At 65.0% G+C, this 20305-nt stretch carries 23 protein-coding genes and 1 tRNA gene; 3 read left to right on the top strand and 21 right to left on the bottom strand.

All coding sequences use genetic code 11. From position 1 onward, the window contains the following. Positions 1 to 73: 73 nt before the first annotated feature. The 4 genes from ribH to RIB52_RS10770 all read right to left on the bottom strand — a co-directional run bounded on the left by ribH (position 74) and on the right by RIB52_RS10770 (position 2411). Complete coding sequence (ribH, locus tag RIB52_RS10785) at positions 74 to 496, bottom strand: 6,7-dimethyl-8-ribityllumazine synthase (RefSeq protein WP_350175442.1); 423 nt, start codon at positions 494 to 496, stop codon at positions 74 to 76. 6 nt (positions 497 to 502) lie between these two features. Further along, on the bottom strand, positions 503 to 1750 hold the full coding sequence (gene ribB, locus RIB52_RS10780) for a 3,4-dihydroxy-2-butanone-4-phosphate synthase (RefSeq protein ID WP_350175441.1): 1248 nt from the start codon (positions 1748 to 1750) through the stop codon (positions 503 to 505). Between the two features lie 135 nt (positions 1751 to 1885). After that, a tRNA-Lys gene (locus RIB52_RS10775) sits at positions 1886 to 1961 on the bottom strand. Positions 1962 to 2063: 102 nt separating this feature from the next. Further along, on the bottom strand, positions 2064 to 2411 hold the full coding sequence (locus tag RIB52_RS10770) for a hypothetical protein (RefSeq protein WP_350175440.1): 348 nt from the start codon (positions 2409 to 2411) through the stop codon (positions 2064 to 2066). 241 nt (positions 2412 to 2652) lie between these two features. On the opposite strand from RIB52_RS10770, the gene RIB52_RS10765 reads away from it, so the two are divergent. Then, on the top strand, positions 2653 to 3363 hold the full coding sequence (locus tag RIB52_RS10765; RefSeq protein WP_350175439.1) for a helix-turn-helix transcriptional regulator: 711 nt from the start codon (positions 2653 to 2655) through the stop codon (positions 3361 to 3363). A gap of 13 nt (positions 3364 to 3376) precedes the next feature. Here the strand turns inward: RIB52_RS10765 and rodA are convergent, their stop codons facing one another. From rodA to RIB52_RS10740, 5 genes are all read right to left on the bottom strand, one after another. Further along, the gene (gene rodA / locus RIB52_RS10760) at positions 3377 to 4519 is read right to left on the bottom strand and encodes a rod shape-determining protein RodA (RefSeq protein WP_350175438.1); all 1143 of its coding nucleotides are present in this window, start codon (positions 4517 to 4519) and stop codon (positions 3377 to 3379) included. Between the two features lie 2 nt (positions 4520 to 4521). After that, complete coding sequence (mrdA, locus tag RIB52_RS10755) at positions 4522 to 6627, bottom strand: penicillin-binding protein 2 (RefSeq protein ID WP_350175437.1); 2106 nt, start codon at positions 6625 to 6627, stop codon at positions 4522 to 4524. Beyond that, positions 6624 to 7187: a rod shape-determining protein MreD gene (mreD, locus tag RIB52_RS10750; RefSeq protein WP_350175436.1), complete on the bottom strand. Its 564-nt coding sequence runs from the start codon at positions 7185 to 7187 to the stop codon at positions 6624 to 6626. Before mreD ends, mrdA begins: the two co-directional genes overlap by 4 nt. Then, positions 7184 to 8089 (bottom strand): rod shape-determining protein MreC, encoded by a 906-nt coding sequence (gene mreC / locus RIB52_RS10745; RefSeq protein ID WP_350175435.1) that lies wholly within the window; start codon positions 8087 to 8089, stop codon positions 7184 to 7186. Before mreC ends, mreD begins: the two co-directional genes overlap by 4 nt. Positions 8090 to 8150: 61 nt before the next feature. Beyond that, positions 8151 to 9194 carry a rod shape-determining protein gene (locus RIB52_RS10740; RefSeq protein WP_350175434.1) on the bottom strand — a complete coding sequence of 348 codons (1044 nt, stop codon included), beginning with the start codon at positions 9192 to 9194 and terminating at the stop codon, positions 8151 to 8153. A gap of 189 nt (positions 9195 to 9383) precedes the next feature. On the opposite strand from RIB52_RS10740, the gene mutL reads away from it, so the two are divergent. Then, positions 9384 to 11243 (top strand): DNA mismatch repair endonuclease MutL, encoded by a 1860-nt coding sequence (mutL, locus tag RIB52_RS10735; protein ID WP_350175433.1) that lies wholly within the window; start codon positions 9384 to 9386, stop codon positions 11241 to 11243. 30 nt (positions 11244 to 11273) lie between these two features. On the opposite strand, the gene RIB52_RS10730 is transcribed toward mutL, so the two are convergent. Further along, positions 11274 to 11696: a hypothetical protein gene (locus RIB52_RS10730; RefSeq protein ID WP_350175432.1), complete on the bottom strand. Its 423-nt coding sequence runs from the start codon at positions 11694 to 11696 to the stop codon at positions 11274 to 11276. Positions 11697 to 11860: 164 nt separating this feature from the next. On the opposite strand from RIB52_RS10730, the gene RIB52_RS10725 reads away from it, so the two are divergent. Next, positions 11861 to 12511, top strand: a complete 651-nt coding sequence (locus RIB52_RS10725; protein WP_350175431.1) for a class I SAM-dependent methyltransferase — start codon at positions 11861 to 11863, stop codon at positions 12509 to 12511. Positions 12512 to 12552: 41 nt separating this feature from the next. Here RIB52_RS10725 and RIB52_RS10720 read toward each other — a convergent pair whose 3' ends face one another. From RIB52_RS10720 to RIB52_RS10670, 11 genes are all read right to left on the bottom strand, one after another. After that, positions 12553 to 13353, bottom strand: a complete 801-nt coding sequence (locus tag RIB52_RS10720) for a DUF1206 domain-containing protein (RefSeq protein ID WP_350175430.1) — start codon at positions 13351 to 13353, stop codon at positions 12553 to 12555. A gap of 87 nt (positions 13354 to 13440) precedes the next feature. Then, entirely contained in the window at positions 13441 to 14541 is a 1101-nt protein-coding gene (ychF, locus tag RIB52_RS10715; protein ID WP_350175429.1) for a redox-regulated ATPase YchF, read from the bottom strand. A gap of 433 nt (positions 14542 to 14974) precedes the next feature. After that, positions 14975 to 15202, bottom strand: a complete 228-nt coding sequence (locus RIB52_RS10710) for a PEP-CTERM sorting domain-containing protein (protein WP_350175428.1) — start codon at positions 15200 to 15202, stop codon at positions 14975 to 14977. Between the two features lie 99 nt (positions 15203 to 15301). Continuing rightward, complete coding sequence (locus RIB52_RS10705; protein ID WP_350175427.1) at positions 15302 to 15613, bottom strand: (2Fe-2S) ferredoxin domain-containing protein; 312 nt, start codon at positions 15611 to 15613, stop codon at positions 15302 to 15304. Positions 15614 to 15695: 82 nt separating this feature from the next. Then, a complete protein-coding gene (gene pth, locus RIB52_RS10700; protein ID WP_350175426.1) occupies positions 15696 to 16265 on the bottom strand; it encodes an aminoacyl-tRNA hydrolase in 570 nt (189 codons plus the stop codon). Between the two features lie 105 nt (positions 16266 to 16370). After that, entirely contained in the window at positions 16371 to 17048 is a 678-nt protein-coding gene (locus RIB52_RS10695) for a 50S ribosomal protein L25/general stress protein Ctc (RefSeq protein ID WP_350175425.1), read from the bottom strand. An 84-nt stretch (positions 17049 to 17132) separates the two neighbouring features. Then, a complete protein-coding gene (locus RIB52_RS10690; RefSeq protein ID WP_350175424.1) occupies positions 17133 to 18080 on the bottom strand; it encodes a TraB/GumN family protein in 948 nt (315 codons plus the stop codon). A gap of 83 nt (positions 18081 to 18163) precedes the next feature. Next, positions 18164 to 19075: a TraB/GumN family protein gene (locus RIB52_RS10685; protein WP_350175423.1), complete on the bottom strand. Its 912-nt coding sequence runs from the start codon at positions 19073 to 19075 to the stop codon at positions 18164 to 18166. A gap of 65 nt (positions 19076 to 19140) precedes the next feature. Next, entirely contained in the window at positions 19141 to 19581 is a 441-nt protein-coding gene (locus RIB52_RS10680) for a hypothetical protein (RefSeq protein ID WP_350175422.1), read from the bottom strand. Next, positions 19578 to 19778 carry a helix-turn-helix transcriptional regulator gene (locus RIB52_RS10675; protein ID WP_350175421.1) on the bottom strand — a complete coding sequence of 67 codons (201 nt, stop codon included), beginning with the start codon at positions 19776 to 19778 and terminating at the stop codon, positions 19578 to 19580. Before RIB52_RS10675 ends, RIB52_RS10680 begins: the two co-directional genes overlap by 4 nt. Next, complete coding sequence (locus RIB52_RS10670; RefSeq protein ID WP_350175420.1) at positions 19778 to 20164, bottom strand: hypothetical protein; 387 nt, start codon at positions 20162 to 20164, stop codon at positions 19778 to 19780. Before RIB52_RS10670 ends, RIB52_RS10675 begins: the two co-directional genes overlap by 1 nt. Positions 20165 to 20305 lie beyond the last annotated feature (141 nt).

Raw genomic sequence — 20305 nt, 5'->3', positions numbered from 1 at the left:
GTAGCCTACCCTTATGAAGAGCTACATCAGGGAGAATACCTAAAACCGCATGGGCGCGGCGCGGCCTGCGGCTTCAGCGTGTGAAACGCCCCGCAATGTCGATCATGGCGAGCGCCGCGCGGGCCGCTTCGCCGCCCTTGTCCTTCTGTGCCGGGTCGGCGCGGACGATGGCCTGCTGTTCGTTCTCGACCGTCAGGATTCCGTTGCCGATCGCGATGCCGTCCATGGTCAGCGCCATGATCGCGCGCGCGCTTTCGCCCGCGACGATTTCGAAATGATAGGTCTCGCCCCGGATCACGACGCCGATTGCGACGAAGCCGTCATAGTCGCCGCTTTCCGCGGCCAGCGCGATCGCCCCGGGCACTTCGAGCGCACCGGGCACGGTGAGGACTTCGACCTCGTGACCGGCGCCCTCGATCACGGCGCGCGCGCCCGCGATCAGCTGGTCGTTCAAATGGTCGTAGAAACGCGCCTCGACGATCAGGATTTTCGCCATGCAGAATTACTCCGGGATCGGCCGGTGGCCGGTGATGGTCAGCCCGAAACCCTCGATCGCGACGAGGTCGGGGCGCGAATTGGACAGCAGGATCATGTCGTGCACGCCGAGATCGGCGAGGATCTGCGAGCCGATACCGATATTGCGCAGCTCCTCGTCCCGGGTCCACGCGCCCGAGCCGACGCGGCCCGTCAGGATGACGATGATCCCGGACCCGTGATCGCCGACCGCTTCCATCGCCCGCTGGAGCGTCCGTTTCCTCGGCCCCGGAGCGCCGAGCACGTCATCGAAGACCGAGATCGGATGGACCCGGGCAAGGGTGGGCTCGCCGGGGACGACATGGCCTTTCTGCAGGACATAGGCCTCGTTACCCTCGACCCGGTCGCGATAGGTGATCATGCGCCAGTGGCCGCCGTAATCGCTTTCGAAGCTGCTCTCGCCGCTGCGCTCGACGAGGTGGTCGTTGCGCATCCGGTAGGCGATGAGATCGCGGATCGTGCCGATCTTGAGATCGTGCTTGCGGGCGAACGTGACGAGGTCGTCCATGCGCGCCATGGTCCCGTCCTCGTTCATGATCTCGCAGATCACGCCGGACGGGTTGAGCCCGGCGAGGCGCGAGATGTCGACCGCGGCCTCGGTGTGTCCGGCGCGCACCAGCGTGCCGCCGTCGCGCGCGGCGAGCGGGAAGACATGGCCGGGCGTGACGATGTCCCCCGCGCCCTTCGTCGCGTCGATCGCGACCGAAATGGTGCGCGCCCGGTCGGCGGCGGAAATGCCGGTGGTGACGCCTTCCTTGGCCTCGATCGAGATGGTGAAGGCGGTCTGCATCGACTCCTTGTTGTTGCGGCTCATCGGTTCGAGGCCGAGCGTATCGACACGGGCCCTGTCGAGCGCGAGGCAGATCAGGCCGCGGCCATGGGTCGCCATGAAATTGATCGCCTGCGGGGTCGCCATCTGGGCCGGGATGATGAGATCGCCCTCGTTCTCGCGGTCCTCGTCGTCGACGAGGATGTACATGCGCCCGTTCTTGGCCTCGTCGATGATCTCCTCGATCCCGACAAGGACGGGGCGGTCGTCATTGGCCTCGAGGAAGGCGGCGAGTTTCGCGAGGGTTTCCGCAGTCGGGTTCCAGGCCTCTTCGCCGCAGTCGCGCAGGGTGTTGGCATGGAGCCCGGCCGCGCGGGCGAGGCCGGCGCGGGTGAAAGCGCCGCTCTCGACGAGTTCGCGCACGCGTGTGACAGTCGATGTGCTCATGCGGGCGCTCTATCACATAGAAATGTGAAATCAAGCGCTGCCTTTCGCGTGGAAGCGGTCGGGGTGAATGAACTAAGTGAACGAAACCCCACATACGATGTGGCGCGCGGTGTGACCTGAAGCGAGGGGAGGGGGTGGTGGACGCACTAGGGCTCGAACCTAGGACCCGCTGATTAAGAGTCAGCTGCTCTACCAACTGAGCTATGCGTCCGTACCGATGGGCATCGGAAAAATCACCGCGATGGAGTGCTTCGCACGGTCCCGAATCGCGTGAGGCGCTGCATATAGCGCGCTCTGCGCCGATGGGAAGGGGCTATGCGACCTTCTCGGCGATATTCGCGTATCGCAGCGAATCGAACCTCTCGCGCGTGACGGGCGACAGGCGCAGCGTGCTTTCAAGACGGTCCGAGAGGTTTTCCTCGATCCGCACCACGCCTTCGCGTTCCAGCATGAATGCGATTCGCAAGGCTGTGGGTTGGGAAATATCGAGCATTCGATGGAGCGCGCGCAAGGTGGTGGTGCTCCCCTCCGCCTCGCGCTGGCGAATCGCCTCGGTCATCAGCGCGGCAAGCACGATGCCGCCCTCGCGCAGGGGCGGTTCCGGCGGGCGGCAGGGCTGGCCGGTGGAAAGCCGGTCGAACAGGCGATTAAGAAGGCGCATCGGGGACAACATGGTTGGTGGCGGGCTGCACTCAGCTGCGCAATAGGGGGTGTTCCTGGCGACAGACCGGCCAAAAGGGGGGAGTGCCGCTGCCGCCAGGATCCGGGCTTTCAGCCTTACCGCCCTTGCCGGGCAGAATGCGACCCGAAGGCCCGAACTTGATATTGGTTGGCCCCTATCGCGATCCGTGCCTGTATGGGGAAGTCGCCTATCCGGGTGACATCGTGTACGAGACCCCTTCATGCAGCGCCATTTCGACAGACTGGACCGGATCCAAGACATCGCCGAAGCGATCGAATATGGCTGCGACATTGCCAAGGAAGAGGGCGTGGTGCGCCAGAGCTATCACGTCACACCGCTTTTCGAAGAGCCCAATTCCCCCTCGACGATCGTCTATTCGCGCGGCTTTTCGAATGACTGGCTGGAGCTTTACGAGCGGTCCGAATTCCGCCGCAAGGACCCGATCCCGCAGCGCGTGCTCGAATACGGTTCCATGATGACCTGGCGCGAGGCGATGGAGGCGGATGAAAATACGAGCGACAACGAGACCTATTTCGAAGCGATGCGCGAACACGGCCTGATCCACGGTTTCGGCGTGCCGCTGTTCGGGCTGCACGGGCGCGATGCCTATTCCGCGATCGATTTCGACCGCCCGATCGAGGACGTTTCGCCAGGGACGGTCGGCTTCGTGCGGGCGATCGCACAGGCCGCGCATCAGCGCGTATGCGTGCTCATCGAACGCTCGCCGGGGGCTATCAGCCTGTCCGAGCGCGAACGCGAAGTGCTCGAGTGGTTCATCGAGGGCAAATCGCTTTCGGTGACGGCCGACATCATGGGCCTGTCGCCCGACACGGTGAAGACCTATGCCCGCCGGGTCTACGGCAAGCTCGATGCCTGCGACCGGGTGGGGGCGGTGGTGAAAGCGCTCAAACTGGGGCTGGTGCGCGTATGACCGCCCGCGCAGGTCAGCTGGCCAGCCCGCCCGAATAACCGCCTGAAAGCCCGCCGCCGGGCGCTCGCCGGTTCCAGCGATCGACCATCATCAGCGCGCCAATGCAGATCATGTTCGTGAGCATGGAGGAACCGCCATGGCTCATGAAGGGCAGGGGTATGCCGACTACGGGAGCGAAGCCCATGACCATCAGAAGGTTGACCGCGACATAAAAGAAGATCGTCGCCACCATCCCCCCTGCGACCAGCTGGGCGAAACGATCGCGCGAGGCGCGCGCCACCCGCCATCCCCAGCTCAGGATGATCGCGAAAATACCGATCACGAACAGCCCGCCCAAAAGCCCCCATTCCTCGGCCATGGTGGCGAAGACGAAATCGGTATGCGGTTCGGGCAGGTATTGCAGGTGGCTTTGCGAGCCCTCGTTAAAACCCTTGCCGAACAACCCGCCCGATCCGATCGCGATCTTCGACTGGGTGATGTGATAGCCAGCACCGAGCGGATCGGCCTCGGGATCGAACATGGTGAGCACTCGGCGCTGCTGGTATTCCTGCAAGCCGAAAAAGAAGGCCAGTGGAGCCGCCGCCCCCGCCGCGACACCGCCCAGGACGAACCACCGCAGCGGCAGGCCGGCCAGCAGCATCACCACGGCCCCGCCGAAAGCGATGGCGAGCGACGTGCCGAGATCGGGCTGGAGCAGGACAAGCCCGACGGGCGCAGCAATGATCGCGCCCGGCAATACCACCGCACGCCAGCCCGTGATCATACCGACCGGCAGGGTCGAATAGAACTGCGCCAGCGTCATCACGATCACCGGCTTCATCAGCTCGGATGGTTGCAGCACCATGAAACCAAGGTCTAGCCAGCGCTGGCTGCCGCCGCCGACCTGGCCGATGATCTCGACCGCGATCAGCATGGCGAGCACGGCGAGATAGGCCGGATAGGTGAGGAATTTCACCAGTTCGCGCGGAAAGGCAGCGATGACCAGGGCCATGACGATGAACACGCCGAAACGCACGAGATGCGAGCTCGCGAACGGGTCCATCGAGCCCCCCGCGGCCGAATAGAGCACCGCCGCCCCGAATGCGACCAGCAGGCACAGCGGGACCAGCATCCCCCATGGCTGGCGCGCGATCGGTTCGGGTACGACGCTGCTCATGATCAGTCCTCGTTGCCGGAAAGGGGGCTGGACGGAGGCAGGCCGGCATTCGGCGGCGGACTGCCCGAAGCGGTCGGGTCGGGGCGCGGCGCGATGGCGTCATCGGCGATCGCCTGCGTGCGGGCGGCATCCAGCCGGGCCTCGGCCTCGACCTGGTCGAATATGTCCTCGTCCCGTCGCGGCGGCGGCGTAACCGTGGCCCCGCGTTCGGCGGCATAGGCGGCATAGCGTTGTTCGAGCCGCTGCTGGGCGGTTCCGCCCCACTGCTTCTCGAGCTTGAGCAGCGCGTCCATCCCCTTGGCCGGATCGAACATGAAGGTCATCACGTCGCGCGCAATCGGATAGGCGGCCCCCGAACCGCCGCCATGCTCGATCACGACCGCCCCGGCATAGCGCGGGTTCTCGAACGGGGCGAAGAAGACGAACAAGCCGTGGTCGCGGTATTTCCAAGGGCCTGAACGGCCGTCGGAAACCGATAGCGAGACGACCTGCGCGGTGCCGGTCTTGCCCGCCATCAGCACGTCGTCGAACGGCAGGCGCCCGCGTCCGGCCGTGCCCGGCCCATTGACCACGTCGCTCATTGCCTGGCGCACGAAAGCGACCTGATCGTCCGGCACGTCGACCTGGTCGATGCCGCGCGTCGGCGTGTTCATGACGAGCCGCGGCATGACGTGCCGCCCGGTTGCAAGGCGCGTCGCCATGACCGCGAGCTGCAGCGGGCTGGTGAGGTAATAACCCTGTCCGATCGAGGCGTTGACGGTGTCGTAATCCTGCCATTCGCGGCCGAACTTGTTCAGTTTCCAGTCGGGCCGCGGGACAGTCCCGTAAAACTGGCTGGTAACGGGCAGGGGGAATTGCTTGCCGAGCCCGAACCGGCTTGCCATCGCCGCGACTGTGTCGAAGCCGATCGCCTGGGCGTAGTGATAGAAATAGCTGTCGCACGACTGGTAGATCGCCTTGGCCATGTCGACCCGGCCGTGATTGCTCCAGCAATTGAAGAAGCGGTTTCCGATCCGCCGCCCGCCGCCGCAGGAGATCGTCTCGGACGGGTCGATCCCCGCTTCCATGAAAGCCATGCAATGCATCGGCTTGACCGTCGAGCCGGGCGGGTAGAGGCCCTGCAGCACCTTGTTGCGCAGCGGCACGCGCTCGTCCTCGCGCAGCATCGCATATTCGACCGATCCGATGCCGTCGGAAAAGCTGTTCGGGTCGAAGCTCGGCATCGAGGCCATGCACAGAAGGTCGCCGGTCGCGCAGTCCATGACGACGACCGAACCGCTTTCGAGCCCGATCCGGCGGGCGGCGTAATCCTGCAGCGGGCCGTCTATCGTCAACTTGACCGGGTCGCCCTGTATGTCCTCGCGCGTTTCGAGTTCGCGCACGATCCGGCCCGATGCCGTGACCTCGACCCGCCGCGCGCCCGGCACGCCCCGCAATTCCTGTTCGAACTGCTTTTCCAGCCCGTCCTTGCCGATCTTGTAGCCGGGCGTGATCAGCAGCGGGTTGCGGTCTTCCTTGTCATATTCCTCGGCATTGGCCGGGCCCACATAGCCGATCAGGTGCCCGACCGAGCATCCGGTCGGATAGAAGCGTGAAAAGCCTCGTTGCGGGACGATGCCCTGCAGCTCGGGCAGGCGCACGCTCAATGCGGCGAATTGTTCGTAATCGAGCCCGCTTGCCACTTCGATCGGTTGATAGCCCTTGGACTGCGCGACCTCCTGCTTGATATCGGCGATCCGGTCCGGCTTCAGGGCCAGCAGCGCGCCGATCTCGTCGATCGTGGCCTCGGGCTGTGACAGGCGTTCGGGGATCACGTCGACGCGGAAATCGGCCCGGTTCGAAGCCAGAGGCGCGCCGCCCCGATCGAGAATCCAGCCCCGGCGCGGGGGGATCAGCGAGAGGTTGACGCGGTTGCTTTCGGATTCGAGCCGGTACTTTTCGTTCTCCGCGATGGCGAGATAGCCCATGCGCACCGCCAGCAGCACACCGATGCCGCCCTGCACCGTGCCGAGGACCATCGCCCGGCGGTCAAAGGTGTTGCGCAGCCCCGAGGCGGTGATCTTGGGCCCGCGACGGGCAAGGCCGCTCTTGCTGAACCAGCCTTTCATCCGATCCTCCGCGTGCGCGCGAGGCGGAATCGGTCGAGCCGTGAGACAAGCCTCGCGAGGAGCGGATAGAGCACCGCAGCCACCATGATCTGCGGCACCGTTGCGACAAGAAGGGGGGTGGAAACACTCGCGCGGGAAAGAGCCATCGCGGCAAGGATATAGGTCACGATGGCTAGACATGCGGTGAACCAGTCCTGCCAGAATCCGCGCCACGGGATACGCTGTTCGAGATATTCAAGCGCGATCATCGCGAGCGACCACAGGAAAACCGCGCTTCCGATGGGCTGTCCGCTGATGCAATCGTCGAACAGGCCGAGCGGCACGCCCGCCCAGATCGGCAGGAGGCCCGGGCGCATCAGCCGCCATGCGAGCAGCATCATGAAGCCGAGCGGGGGGCTGAGCGGCATGACATCGGCTTGCAGGAGGAGCACGGGCAGCAGCGAGCCGGCGAGGATCGAGGCGTAAGGCACCGTGAGCGCGCGCAGGGGCGAGGCTTCGCGGTTTATCCCGCTGCTGCGATAGCGCGCACTGCGCAGGGGCCTGGCGCGGCGATCGATCACTCTTCCAGCTCCTGCTGGGTCAGTTCGTTCGCGCCCCCGACCTGCGAGGCGGCGACGGCCTCGCTCTCGTAGATCGGCTCGATCGAAACGAAATCGGTCCCGGACGGATCGGCGATAAGGCGGGCAAGCCCGCCATCGGGCGTGATTTCGCTGAGCACCGCTACCGCGACGCCCGGACGGTAATACCCGCCCGCCCCACTGGTGACGAAGACATCCCCTTCCTCGAGCGGGTTGAGCCCGAGATTGATCAGCCGGATGCGCAGCAGGCCGTCGCCGCGCCCTTCGGCGAAAGCCACTGTGTTGTCGCCCGCGCGCCGCACGGGAAGCACGCTCTCGCTGTCGGTCAGCAGCATGATCCGCGCGGAGCCTCGCGCGACCTCGAGCACCCGGCCGACCACGCCGCGCGGGGAGCGCACGGGCATGCCCGGCACGAGCCCGTCGGCGCTGCCGACCCCGACATAGGCGAAACGCCGGGCGCTGGTGGCGCTCGATCCGACGAGGCGCGCGGTGGCGACGGGATCGACCTCGCCCTTAGCCAGGTCGAGCAAGGCCTTGAGGCGCTGGTTCTCCTCCGCGATGGCTTCGGCTTCGGCGAGACGGATGCGGGCGATCGCGTTCTCCTCGCGCAGCCGCGCGTTCTGCGCGCCGGCATTGAAATAGCCGGTCACCACGTCCCAGGCCGATTGCGATCCGCTGCGCGCGGCCGCCGGAACTTCGCCCACCGGTGTCACCACGTCGCTCGCCGCGCCGCGCAGGGGGGCGAAGCTGCCCGGCTGCCAGTATGACAGAGCAAGCAGGGCAGCGCCGAGAAGCGCGCCGAGCGCGGCCAGCAGGTATCCGGTGAAGACGGAATATTGCGCCTTCTTCGAAAATCCCGAACGGCGCGATGACGGAAGCGCCATGGCCTGCTGCCCCTTCCTTGCCTGTTGCGCGCCCCGCGACCCCGGCCGCGGGGCCTGCGGGTCATGCCGTCATCAGCACGCCGCGATAGATCGGATCCTCCATGGCCCGGCCGGTGCCGATGGCGACGCAGGTGAGCGGGTCCTCCGCGATGGAGACCGGCAGGCCGGTTTCCTCGCGCAGGTGTTCGTCGAGCCTGCGGATCAACGCGCCCCCGCCGGTCAGCACGATCCCCTGGTCGACGATGTCCGCGGCCAGTTCGGGCGCGGTGTTCTCGAGCGCGATGCGCACGCCTTCCACGATCGCGCCGATCGGTTCGGACAATGCCTCGGCGACATGCGCCTGGTTGATCGTGATCTCCTTGGGCACGCCGTTGACGAGGTCGCGGCCCTTGAGGGTAATCGTCTCGCCCACGCCGTCTTCCGGCACGACTGCGATGCCGTAGTCCTTCTTGATCCGTTCCGCCGTGCTGTCGCCGATAAGCAAGTTGTGATGGCGCCGGACATAGCTGACGATCGCCTCGTCCATCTTGTCTCCCCCGGTGCGCACGCTTGTCGTGTAAGCAAGGCCGCGCAGGCTGAGCACCGCGACCTCGGTCGTGCCGCCGCCGATATCGACCACCATCGAGCCGACCGGTTCGGTCACCGGCATGTCGGCACCGATTGCCGCGGCCATGGGTTCCAGGATCAGGTGCACCTCGGAGGCGCCGGCATTGGACGCCGCATCGCGGATCGCGCGCTTTTCGACCGAGGTCGAACCCGAGGGCACGCAGATCACGATTTCGGGATAACGGAACAGGTTGCGCTTGCCGTGGACCTTGCGGATGAAGTGCTTGATCATCTCCTCGGCGATCTCGATGTCGGCGATGACCCCGTCGCGAAGCGGGCGGATCGCCTCGATCGTGTCGGGGGTCTTGCCCATCATCATCTTGGCATCGTCGCCCACGGCCTTGACCCGCTTGACCCCATTGATCGTCTCGATCGCGACAACGGAAGGCTCGTTCAGGATGATGCCCTGATCCTGCACATAGACGAGCGTGTTCGCCGTGCCGAGATCGATCGCCATGTTCTGCGATCCGAATTTGAACAGGTTTGAAAGGAAACTCATTTGTTGTTTTTCCGTGAGCTTTCGGGCAGCCCCGGCAGACCCCCTGCCGGGTAAGTGCGACCCAGATATGGCATGACCCGATGCGCCTAGCGTTTTCGCGGTCAAAAGGCCAAAATTATTGTTGACGCACGCGCTTATTATGATCGGTTACCCTCGAATTTGCGACTGCTGAAGGCTAGGCTGCGACAAATGCCGCAAATTCGCCGCCTTCCCTCCACGCTTGTCGACCGTATAGCGGCCGGTGAGGTTGTCGAACGTCCGGCCTCGGCGCTCAAGGAAGTGGTCGAGAACGCGATCGATGCGGGCGCGTCGCGAATCGCGATCGCGCTGACCGATGGCGGTCTGACCCGGCTCGAAGTGACCGATGACGGCTGCGGAATGAGCGCTGCCCAGATGGAACTCGCGCTCGAACGGCACGCCACCTCGAAATTACCCGATGCGCTGATCGGCGAGGAAGGCGCGATCGAGCGGGTCGAGACGCTAGGCTTTCGCGGCGAAGCACTGCCCTCGATCGCGAGCGTTGCCCGATTCACGCTCGAAAGCCGGGTGCCGGGCGCGGCCGAAGGCTGGCGACGCGTGGTCGACCACGGCGAACTGGTCGAGGAAGGCCCGGCCCCACTCCCGCCCGGCACACGTGTGCGGATCGAGCAGCTCTTCGCCCGCGTCCCCGCTCGCCGCAAGTTCTTGCGCACGGCGCGCAGCGAATACATCGCCAGCCTCGACGTGGTCCGCAGGCTGGCGATGGCCCGTCCCGAGATCGCCTTCACGCTGACCAACGGGGCCGAAGGGAAAGACCGCACCGTCCTGCGCACGCAAGGCGGCGAACCGCTCGCCACCCGCGTTGCGCAGATCATCGCCCACGAACTCAAGGACAATTCGGTCCCGCTCGACCTTGTCCGCGAGACGCCGCACGGGAAGATGCGGCTTACGGGGGTTGCGGGCCTGCCGACGTATAATCGCGGGGTCGCCGATCACCAGTACCTCTTTGTCAACGGCCGCCCGGTCAAGGATCGCCTGCTGGTCGGCGCGGTGCGCGGAGCCTATTCCGACATGCTTGCGCGCGACCGTCACGCAGTGCTCGCCCTGTTCCTCGAGCTGCCTGCCGAGGATGTCGACGTGAACGTCCACCCGGCCAAGACCGAGGTTCGTTTTCGCGACGCCGCCGGGGTGCGCGGCTTCATCGTCTCGGGGCTTAGACAAGCGCTTGCGACGGGCGACCGGCGCAGCGCACAGGGACCGGATCGAAAGGCGATGGACCGGTGGCAATCCGAACCCGCTGCACCCGCCCCTGAAGAGAGCCTTGCAAGCATCTTTTCCGGCCGCGACTGGAGCGCGCCGCGTCCCCATTCCGGGCAGGTCGCCGAGCCGCGGGCCGACTGGCGCGATCCGGCGCACGCATTGCCGATGGGCCGGGCCGAAGAGGCCGCGCCTATCCCCGAGGAAGCCCGACAATACCCTCTGGGCATCGCGCGCGGCCAGGTGGCAAACACCTATATCGTCGCCGAAGCCGCCGATGGGCTGGTGCTGGTCGACCAGCACGCCGCACACGAGCGCCTGGTCCTCGAACGCCTGCGCGCCGGCGGGGCGGGGGAGGCGGCGCGGCGCAGCCAGGCCCTGCTCGTGCCCGACGTGGTAGAAATGGACGAAGTCGATTGCGACCGCCTCGAGGATGCCGCAGACGGTCTCGCCCGGTTCGGTCTCGTGATCGAACGCTTCGGTCCTTCGGCGATGCTGGTGCGCGCCGTGCCTTCCGCGATAGCCAAGGCGGATACCGAAAGGCTTCTTGCCGATCTGGCCGACGACATTGCCAAGCACGGGAAGCAGGAGAACAGCGGCGCGCTGCTGCTGGCCGAGCGGCTCGAATACACGCTCGCGACGATGGCGTGTCACGAATCGGTAAGGGCAGGGCGGGTGCTCTCGGTCGCGGAGATGAACGCGCTCTTGCGCGAGATGGAGGCAACGCCCCGTTCGGGCCAGTGCAATCACGGCCGCCCGACCTGGGTCAAGCTGTCGATGGAAGATGTCGAAAAGCTGTTCGGGCGACACTGAAGCCGAAGGGTGCCTGTTGTCCGGAAAAGGCTAGAGAGCGGCGAACCTGGCCTTCGCATCAGCAAGGACTTCGCCGAGGCGTAACGGCTCCTTCGCAGGTTCGCCCGCGCAGGCAAGGTCGTAGTCATCAAACAGGAGCTGATCGAAACCTGCACCCTGTGCCGTCCGGTAATGGCGACCGCCAAGAGTGTAAAAGTGATTGTCGCCTGCATCCATTCGCGATGACAGCTCCCCCTTGCACTGAACCGAGCGGGCCATGACCATGTAGAAATCCTCCCTTACGACGAGATAAAGGATGTCGTGGCCCTCCTCCGGTGCGGCTGCGTAGAAGCAGATTTTCTCTATGTCGCTTGTGCCGCAGCGGCGGAATTCAAATCCAGCCTGCTCCATTTCTGGCAGGATCGGCGCTGGACTGGCTGCCTGGGCCAGGAGGAGTGCGGCGGGTCCGATCACGGCTGATCTCCCTATCGGTCATTGCTTAAGATCACGCGGGTCTAGCACGCCCCTGCCGCTGGGGCGTTGTATGAATGCGACAGACGGCGAGGCATGGCGCCGCGCCCCTTGGATTCGGCTTGCATAACCGTCATGAGAGAGGAGCGCCGGTAGCCCTCCGGCAAATGAAGGAAACAAAAAGGATTCAACGTAAAGTGAATACAGGCGATCGCAGCGCCGCCATGCCGAAACACGCACGCAACGGGCTCGGGCGGCTGCTCGGCCCGATCGCCGTTTTCTTTCGCGGCTTTATCGAATCCCCCCGTATGGTCGGTTCGGTGATCCCCTCTTCACGCGTGACGATCGATGCCATGCTGCAGCGCGTCGACTGGAAAAACTGCAAAATTTTCGTCGAGTACGGCCCGGGTGTCGGAACCTTCTGCCCGCACATTCTCGAGCGTCTGCCCGGCGATGGCAAGCTGCTGGTGATCGATACCAATGAGCGTTTCATCGATTACCTCAACCGAACCGTGGACGACGAGCGTTTCCATGCCCGTCTCGGATCGGCCGAGGACGTCGAGCGCTTCGTCAGGCAACTGGGCCATGAGCAAGCCGATTTCGTACTCTCGGGCCTGCCCGTGTCGACCTTGCCGGAAGGCGTGGCAGATCGCATCGTCGCGGCGACCGAGCGTGTCCTGCGAAGCGGCGGGGCGTTCCTGACTTACCAGTTCCGCGCCGCCGCACGCGATTTGACCGAGGCGCATTTCAACAGGGTCGAGACCGACTTCGTCTGGCGCAACATCCCCCCCTGCATCCTCACCTGGGGATGGAAATAGGGGGATGGAAGCGCGAGGTGAGGTGTGCCTTTTCCAAGCGTTCAGGCGGCGCGGAATGTCGGCACGCCCTGCTTCGGGTCGATTTCGGGAATGACGCGATAGCGCGCAAGGATCAGGCTGAAGAGGCCGAACAGCAGCAGGCCCGCCGCTGTTAGCGTGAACAGCCATCCTGTCCCTGCCAGCGAGGCGACCGCTTCGCCCAGCGTCTTCACCTGCGAAGCGCCGCTCGAAAGGAACCCGGCCTGCACCAGCGACCAGCCGATGACGACGTAGACTACGCCGCGCGCGGCGAAGCCTGCTCCGCCCAGCCAGCGTGTCGAATCCGGAGCGCGCGGGGAAATGCGGCGCATGAACTTGCCCGAAATCGCCTTGTCACCTTGGTTCACCGCGGCGAGGAAAAAGGCGATGCCGAGCAGGCCCAGCACCACTCCGCCGAATTCGACCGAGAGCACGCCGGCCGCAGCCCCGCTCGCGCCGCTTCCGCCCGAAGGCGATCCGGTCGCAACCTTGTAGGCGGTCCAGGCGAGCGCCAGGTGAGCGATCCCGCTCCCGGCGTGGCCCAGCCTCTTGCCCCAGCCTTTCCCGTCCGAACCGTTGTTCTCGATGTCGAAAACGGGGGAGGCGAAGCGGAACAGCGCATAGGCGGCCAAGCCCAAAACAAGCACCCAGAGCAATGCGGTCCCGGCCGGAAATTCCTCGACCGCCTTGAAGATGCCGTCCGTTCCCTCGCTGATCGCGCCGGCACTGGTCAGGGCCAACAGACCGAGCACGAAGTAAAGCACCGCCCGACTGAAATAGCCGACCCGCACGAGCCAATTGAACTTTTCGGACTTGTCTACCATGACCGTTCGTCTCCCTATGATCGCTGTAGGGAAACCAACGGGGGCCTTTGCGCTATCGTTCCGATAAATGCGCCGGGTCGAGGCGGATCACACGTTGAACTTGAAGAGCATGACGTCGCCGTCCTGAACTAGATATTCCTTGCCCTCCTGGCGAAGTTTGCCTGCATCGCGTGCAGCCGCCTCGCCGCCCAGTGCGATGTAATCGTCATAGGCGATAGTTTCGGCGCGGATGAAGCCTTTCTCGAAATCGGTGTGAATCTCGCCCGCAGCCTGCGGCGCTTTGGCGCCTTCGGGAAAGGTCCAGGCGCGCGCTTCCTTGGGGCCGGCGGTAAAGAAGGTCTTGAGCCCAAGCAGGGTGTAGCCCGCGCGGATCACGCGGGCGAGGCCGCTTTCGTCCAATCCCAGGCTTTCGAGATATTCGGCGCGGTCCTCTTCCGGCATAGCGACCAGCTCGGCCTCGATCGCGGCGGACACGACGACGGCCTGCGCGCCTTCCGCCTCGGCCTTGGCGAAAACCGCCTCGGACAAGGTATTGCCGCTCGCCGCCTCGTCTTCGGCGACATTACAGACATACAGCACCGGCTTGGCGGTGAGCAGCTGTGCCTGGGCGAAGATGCGTGCCTCTTCCTCGTCGTTGGGTTCGGTGAGGCGTGCGGGCTTGCCGTCCTTGAGCAGGTCGAGCGCCTGCCCGAGGACGCTCGCCATGATCTTCGCTTCCTTGTCGCCGCCGGTCGCGCGCTTGGCCGCAGCAGGAACGCGCTTTTCGAGGCTTTCGAGATCGGCCAGCATCAGTTCGGTTTCGACCACTTCGGCATCTGCGATGGGATCGACCCTGTTGTTGACGTGCTGAATGTCGTCATCCTCGAAGCACCTGAGAACATGGACGATCGAATCGACCTCGCGGATATTGCCGAGAAACTGGTTGCCGAGCCCTTCGCCCTTGCTCGCGCCCTTCACGAGCCCGGCAATGTCGACAAAGGCGAGCTGCGTGGCGACCACCTTGGCGCTTTTCGCGATCGCGGCGATTTTCTCGAGCCGTTCGTCAGGGACCGCGACCTGGCCGACATTGGGTTCGATCGTGCAGAAGGGATAGTTCGCGGCCTGCGCGGCCTGCGTTTCGGTCAAAGCATTGAAAAGGGTGGACTTGCCTACATTGGGAAGGCCCACGATCCCGCATCGGAAACCCATCTTTTCTAATCCCTGCTTCGCCCGTCGATGCGCCTGGGCGGAAATCGGCGAATCCCGCCGACCCGATAGAGGCATGTTTCGTTACCGCCGGATTCGACAAGGCGCGCTTCGCACCAGCTCCGGCAGGCATCGACGGGAACTTTGGTGAATGTCAGCTGCGCCTCTTTCAGGCTTGCAACCATGTGGTCAAGCTCTTCGATCTCGAAACAGGCGAGCGTGTTGGGCCCAAGGACCGGATCGACACGGCGAATCGGGAACGTCTTGCCGCTCGGAGGCTCGAAGCGGGTGTAACGCGGCGGCTAGTCGACGCTCCGGGCGAGGGGCGGAATGCGACTTGTGTGTCGCATCCGGCGCAGCCTACGGCCATCTGGTTCATCCGCATCGCCACGGACCATCGCGCGGCGCGAGCCCTGCGGGCGGGCTGGCGAGTGCTTCAGTCCTTGCGGCGGCGGCGACGGCGCGTGAGCATGACAGCCGCAGCGCCCGCACCGAACAGGACGAGACTCGAGGGTTCGGGCACGGCGGTCCCGCCGCCCGAAGAGCTCGATCCCGTGGCCGGGGGATCGGAAGGCGGCGGCTTCATGGCTTGGGCCGGTGTGCCGAGCGAAAAGCCGGCGAGGCCAAGGGCAAAGGCGGCGGGAAGGACTTGGAAATGGCGCATGGAAAATCCCCTGTGCTCGTACGGCATTTCCATATCGCCGCACGCGCCGTGCGTCAGCGCGATTGCCATGCCCTGTCCCGGCGCGGGGCAATCCGATGCCTATTCGTCGACGGATTCGAGCTGGCGGGCGAGCTCGTCCATGTCGGCATCGGGCGTGATGATACGCCATTGCCCCGGCGTGCGGCTGTCGATCAGCACGACTCCTTTCTTGGGGCAGATGTCGAGGCATGGCACTTCGACGAGGCCAAGCGGGGCCTTGCGCCCTTTCTTCGCGCCGAGCGCGGATTTGAGCGCCTTGCGGAAAGTCTGCTGCTTGCGTCCGAATGTCAGGCCGCGTTTCTTCGCCTTCTTGCCGCATTTGCCGCAGACGAGGATGGCATGACTCCAGTTCGATCGGATTTCGGTCTTCATATCGTCCCACCAACGCATGGAAGGCGGGGCGAGTTGCAAATCCGTCTCGATCCTGCCGACGGGCCTACCCCTGCTGGCCCATTCAGCCCTGCTGGCGAAGCGCGACGTCGCTCATGAAGCGGGCATCGTCTCCTTCGGCGAGCCAGTGCGCGTCGCTCCCTATCGCGCCAAGCATGGTGGCGAGGTCGTCCTGCTCGGCTTTCGCGTAGTTGCCGAGGACATGGCCGGTTACGCGGTCCTTGTGCCCGGGATGGCCTATCCCGATGCGCACGCGGCGGAAATCGGGGCCAAGATGGCGGTCGATCGATCGCAGCCCGTTATGCCCCGCCGTCCCTCCGCCGCGCTTCACCTTGACCTTGAACGGGGCAAGGTCGAGCTCGTCATGGAAGACGGTGAGCGCATCGGGAGCGAGCTTGTAGAATCGCATGGCCTCCCCAACGCTTCGTCCGCTTTCGTTCATGAAAGTGGCGGGTTTCAGCAGCAGCACCTTCTCGCCGCCGATCCGGCCTTCCTGGACCCATCCCGAAAACTTTTTCTGCACCGGGGTGAAGCCGTGCATGTCGGCGATCAGGTCCATCGCCATGAAGCCGATATTGTGGCGATGGAGCGCATAGCGCGGTCCGGGATTACCAAGGCCAACCCAAATCTGCATGGCGAGCGCCTTTAACCGTTGGGTGCCAAGCCTCAACCAAAAACGCCGGGTCGGTTTTCCGGCCCGGCGTTCCTGGTGGTCTTTCGGATGGGAGGGAAAGTCGGCTTATTCGCTGTCGCCCTCGCCCTCGGCTTCGTCGCCGCCCTGTTCGGTCGCTTCGACTTCGTCGGCAGCGACTTCTTCCTCGTCGCCTTCAGCACCCTCGGACTTCTTGAGCGCCGACGGGGCCACCAGCGTGGCAATGGTGAAGTCGCGGTCGGTGATCGCGCTTTCGCTGCCTTCGGGCAGGGAGATTTCGCTGATGTGGATCGAATCGCCCACTTCGCGGCCCGAAACGTCGATTTCGATCTCGTCGGGAATCTTGTCGGATTCGCAGACCAGATCGAGCTCGTGGCGAACGACGTTCAGTACGCCGCCCTTCTTGAGGCCGGGCGAGTCCTCTTCATTGGTGAAGACGACCGGGACCTGGACTTCGATTTTCGAGTCCTTCGAAAGGCGCAGGAAATCGGCATGGACCGGACGGTCCGAAACCGGATCGAGAGCAACATCCTTAGGAATGGTGCGGATTGTCTTGCCGCCCAGTTCGATCTGCAGGATCGAGTTCATGAAGTGACCGGTGCCAAGTTGCTTGACCAGTTCCTTCTCCTCGACATGGATCGGTGTCGGTTCTTCCTTGCCGCCATAGATGACGGCGGGAATCCGGCCTTCGCGGCGAAGTGCTCGGGAGGCTCCCTTGCCAGCCCGTTCGCGCGCCTCGGCCGGCAGGGTGAGAGCGTCGCTCATGAGATCTGCCTTTCGAATGCGTGTATGGATACAGTCAGCGGCGCCGCGCCTCCAGGGATGACCATGGCGCCGAAGCGCGGGCCGTTACAGCGCCTGCATGCGATTGGCAAGGCGTTTCGCGCTGCGCGCCGTCTCGGGATCGCCCGGATGGCCGGGCGGCGCTGCGGCTCGCATTCGCATCGACCCTGTCCGGTTCAAACGGCGCACGCGAAAACCACGCTGCTCGATCAGCGCCGCGAGGCCGTCCGGACCCACGATATGCGCCGCGCCCACCGCGACGAGGGGCCGCGCGCCGCGGTCCAGTTCCCTGAGGATGGGGCCGAGCCAATCGCGGTTGCGCTCGATCAGCAACATCTGGCGCAGACCCTGATCGGCCAGGATGCCGCTCTCTCCCGCTTGGACAAGCGCTGCCTCGTCGCCTGCCAGCCATGCGCGCCGCAGCGCGGCCGGATCGGCACCGATATCGCCCGCGCCCGCAACCACCTCGCGCAGCAGGTCGCGCTGGTCGGTTTCGGCGAGCCGGTCGAAGGCAGAAAGCTGGGCCCGCGCGCCTTCCACCTCGCGCACCGGCCGCCCGTCGAAATCAGCGATCAGAGCCCGGTCCACTCCGTTTTCGGCGCTGCCAGCGCCCTGCGCCCGGGCAAGCATGAGCGCTGCTGCCCACGTTTCGATCCGCACCGTATCGCTTTCGGAAAGCCCGGCCTTGTCCATCAGCTCGGCGAGTTCGTCGCGCATTGCCGGCGCGATGCGCAGGGGGAGGGGAGGCAGGTCAGGCGTCGTGGCAAGGCGGTCGAAGGTCCGGGCGATCCGGTCGCGGTTCTCGAGATCGGCGATCTCGACCATCAGCATCCCGGCCTCGTTCACGACCCGGTCGATCACCGGGGTGCGCCATTGCGTGCCGTCGGGCAGGGCGTGGATCGTGCCGAACAGCCAGCCGCGCACGCGGCCTTCGGCGTCGGTGATTTCGTGGACCAGCGGATCGGCGGGCGGCCCGGGCTCGCGCTCGTCCGGCGCACAGGCCGCGAGGGCCACGAATAATGCGGAGACAGTGAAAGGCGCGAGGGCCCGCAGGCGTGCCACCGTCCTGCGGACCCTATCGACTGCCATGCTTGCGATCACTGGATTCGCGCGGTCGCGATGCCTTTTTCGGCGAGGTAATCCTGCACGCTCTTCTCGCCCGCAAGATGGCCCGCGCCGACCGCAATGAACACCGTGCCGGGTTCGGCGAGGCGCGCTTCGATCCATTCGGCCCAGGTCGCATTGCGCCGGTAAAGCAGCGCCTCGGCGAGGGCGGGATCGTCCATTCCGTCATTCATGATCTCGGCGAGCGCGTCGGCATCGCCTTCGATCCATTCGGCGACCATGGAATCGAGCATGTCCTTGACCTCGTCCACGCCTTCGGCCGCCGACATCATGAAGGCGACCTGCTGTTCGGTCGGCAGCCCATCGAAAAGACCAAGCTGGAATTCCGCCGTCTCGAGCGCATCCCGCGGCTTGTCTCCGGCCTTGGAGAGGATGATCTTCTCGACTCCGCTATCGGGCGAATAGCCCTGTTGCATCAGCGGGACAGTCGTCAGGGTAAGCCCCGCCATCCAGGGCTCGAAACGGTCGAATGCGGCCGCGGGGACGCCGATCTTGCCCAGCGCCGCCTCGTAGGTCGCGGTCTGTTCCTCGTCCAGCAATGAACGCAGCGTCGTACCTTCGGGCAGCATGCCCTTGGCCATGGCGAGCTGCTGCATCGCCGCCTCGCTGTCGGGGTCCATCCTGATCTCGGTGACGAGCGTATCTGCTTCGGCGAGCGCGGAGGCGATTTCGGGATCGTACCATTTCACCTCCTCGGGAAGCACGTGGACCGTCCCGAACAGGTAGATCGTGGTGTCCTCGTCCGAGACGCTCCACAGCGCGGGACCATCGGGCCCCGCAGGCAGATCGGCGGCGGGCGGTGCGGTGTCCTGAGCGGCGGCGGGAGCGCCGGCGGCAAGGGCAAACGCCGTAGCGCAGGCTGTGAGCAGGGAAATGCGTTTCATCGTAATCGATTCCTTTCGTGCTTGGAGAATGCTAGGGCGGAAACGTGACGTTGTCTTGAACGGTGTCATCGGACGATGCGGGCAATGGGGTAGGACACCATCATCGAGACGAAGGCGATCGCGAATACGCCAAAGGCATGCGGCGCCGGTACGAAGCCGCCGGCATAAAGCACGGCCCACACCGGAAAGCCGGTGATGGTCGCAAGGCAGCCGCCGGTGAAAGCGATAAGATTGTATTCGCGTTTGAGCTCGTCGACCTGGGTGAAGCCGTAAAGCGGCAGGGCGAGCAGCCCTGCGACAATGGCGATCGACACGACCACGGCGATCGCCGGGTCGAGCGACAGAGCTTCCCAATCACCGGTGAACAGGCTGCCGTCGCCGCGGTCGAAGAAGCCGGTGAGAAAGCCGATCGCCCCGCCGATGAGTGCTGCGACACCGACATAGATCATCTGCCGCCGTTGCCGCTGGCGGGTTCGGGCCTCTCCGGGGCCGGGGGTCTGGGTCATACGGATTCTCCGTCGTCGAAAATGTCCTCGATCCGCATCTCGAACAGTCGGGCGATGCGAAAGGCGAGGGGGAGGGAAGGGTCGTGTTTTCCGGTCTCGATCGCGTTCACCGCCTGCCGCGAAACGTCGAGACGTCCCGCCAGCTCGGCCTGGCTCCAGTCGCGCTCGGCGCGCAGGACCTTGAGGCGGTTTTTCATCAGTAACCCCTCAGCCGCTTGAGATTGAAGGCCAGCGCGAAGCAGGCGAGCGCGACGATCGAAGCGGCAGCGGCGGGAAGATCTTGCGCCGCCTCATCGCCGCGAATGCCGTCGATCACGCCTTCGACGAAGGGCGCGAAAAGCAGCCAGCCGATCGCGCCCAGGAACCCCGCGCTCGCGCCCGCGGTCCAGAGCGAGGCGACCCATTCGTCCGCGCGCCTGGTGGCGAACATCATGACCAGCGCGACCATCGCGGCGAGCGCGGCGATGCTGGCGACCGGGCGCGGTACGAGATCGAAGGCAAAGACAACCACCGCGAGGGTTGCGATCGTGACGACATGCCCCATTGCGAGATGAAGCTTCGTCCTGCTTGCGGTCTTGGTCATTGGTCGAGTGCTCTTTCGATCATCACAGGCCGAGAGCCGAGGTCAGCTTCGCCAGCAGCATGCCGATCGCAAGTCCGCTCATGCCAAGGGCAAGACAGGCCTGCCAGCGCCTGACACAGATCGGATCATTGAGTGCCTTCA

This window comes from Erythrobacter sp. (assembly GCF_040217515.1).
Classification (GTDB): domain Bacteria; phylum Pseudomonadota; class Alphaproteobacteria; order Sphingomonadales; family Sphingomonadaceae; genus Erythrobacter.
This window is presented reverse-complemented; position numbering and strand designations above follow the sequence as displayed.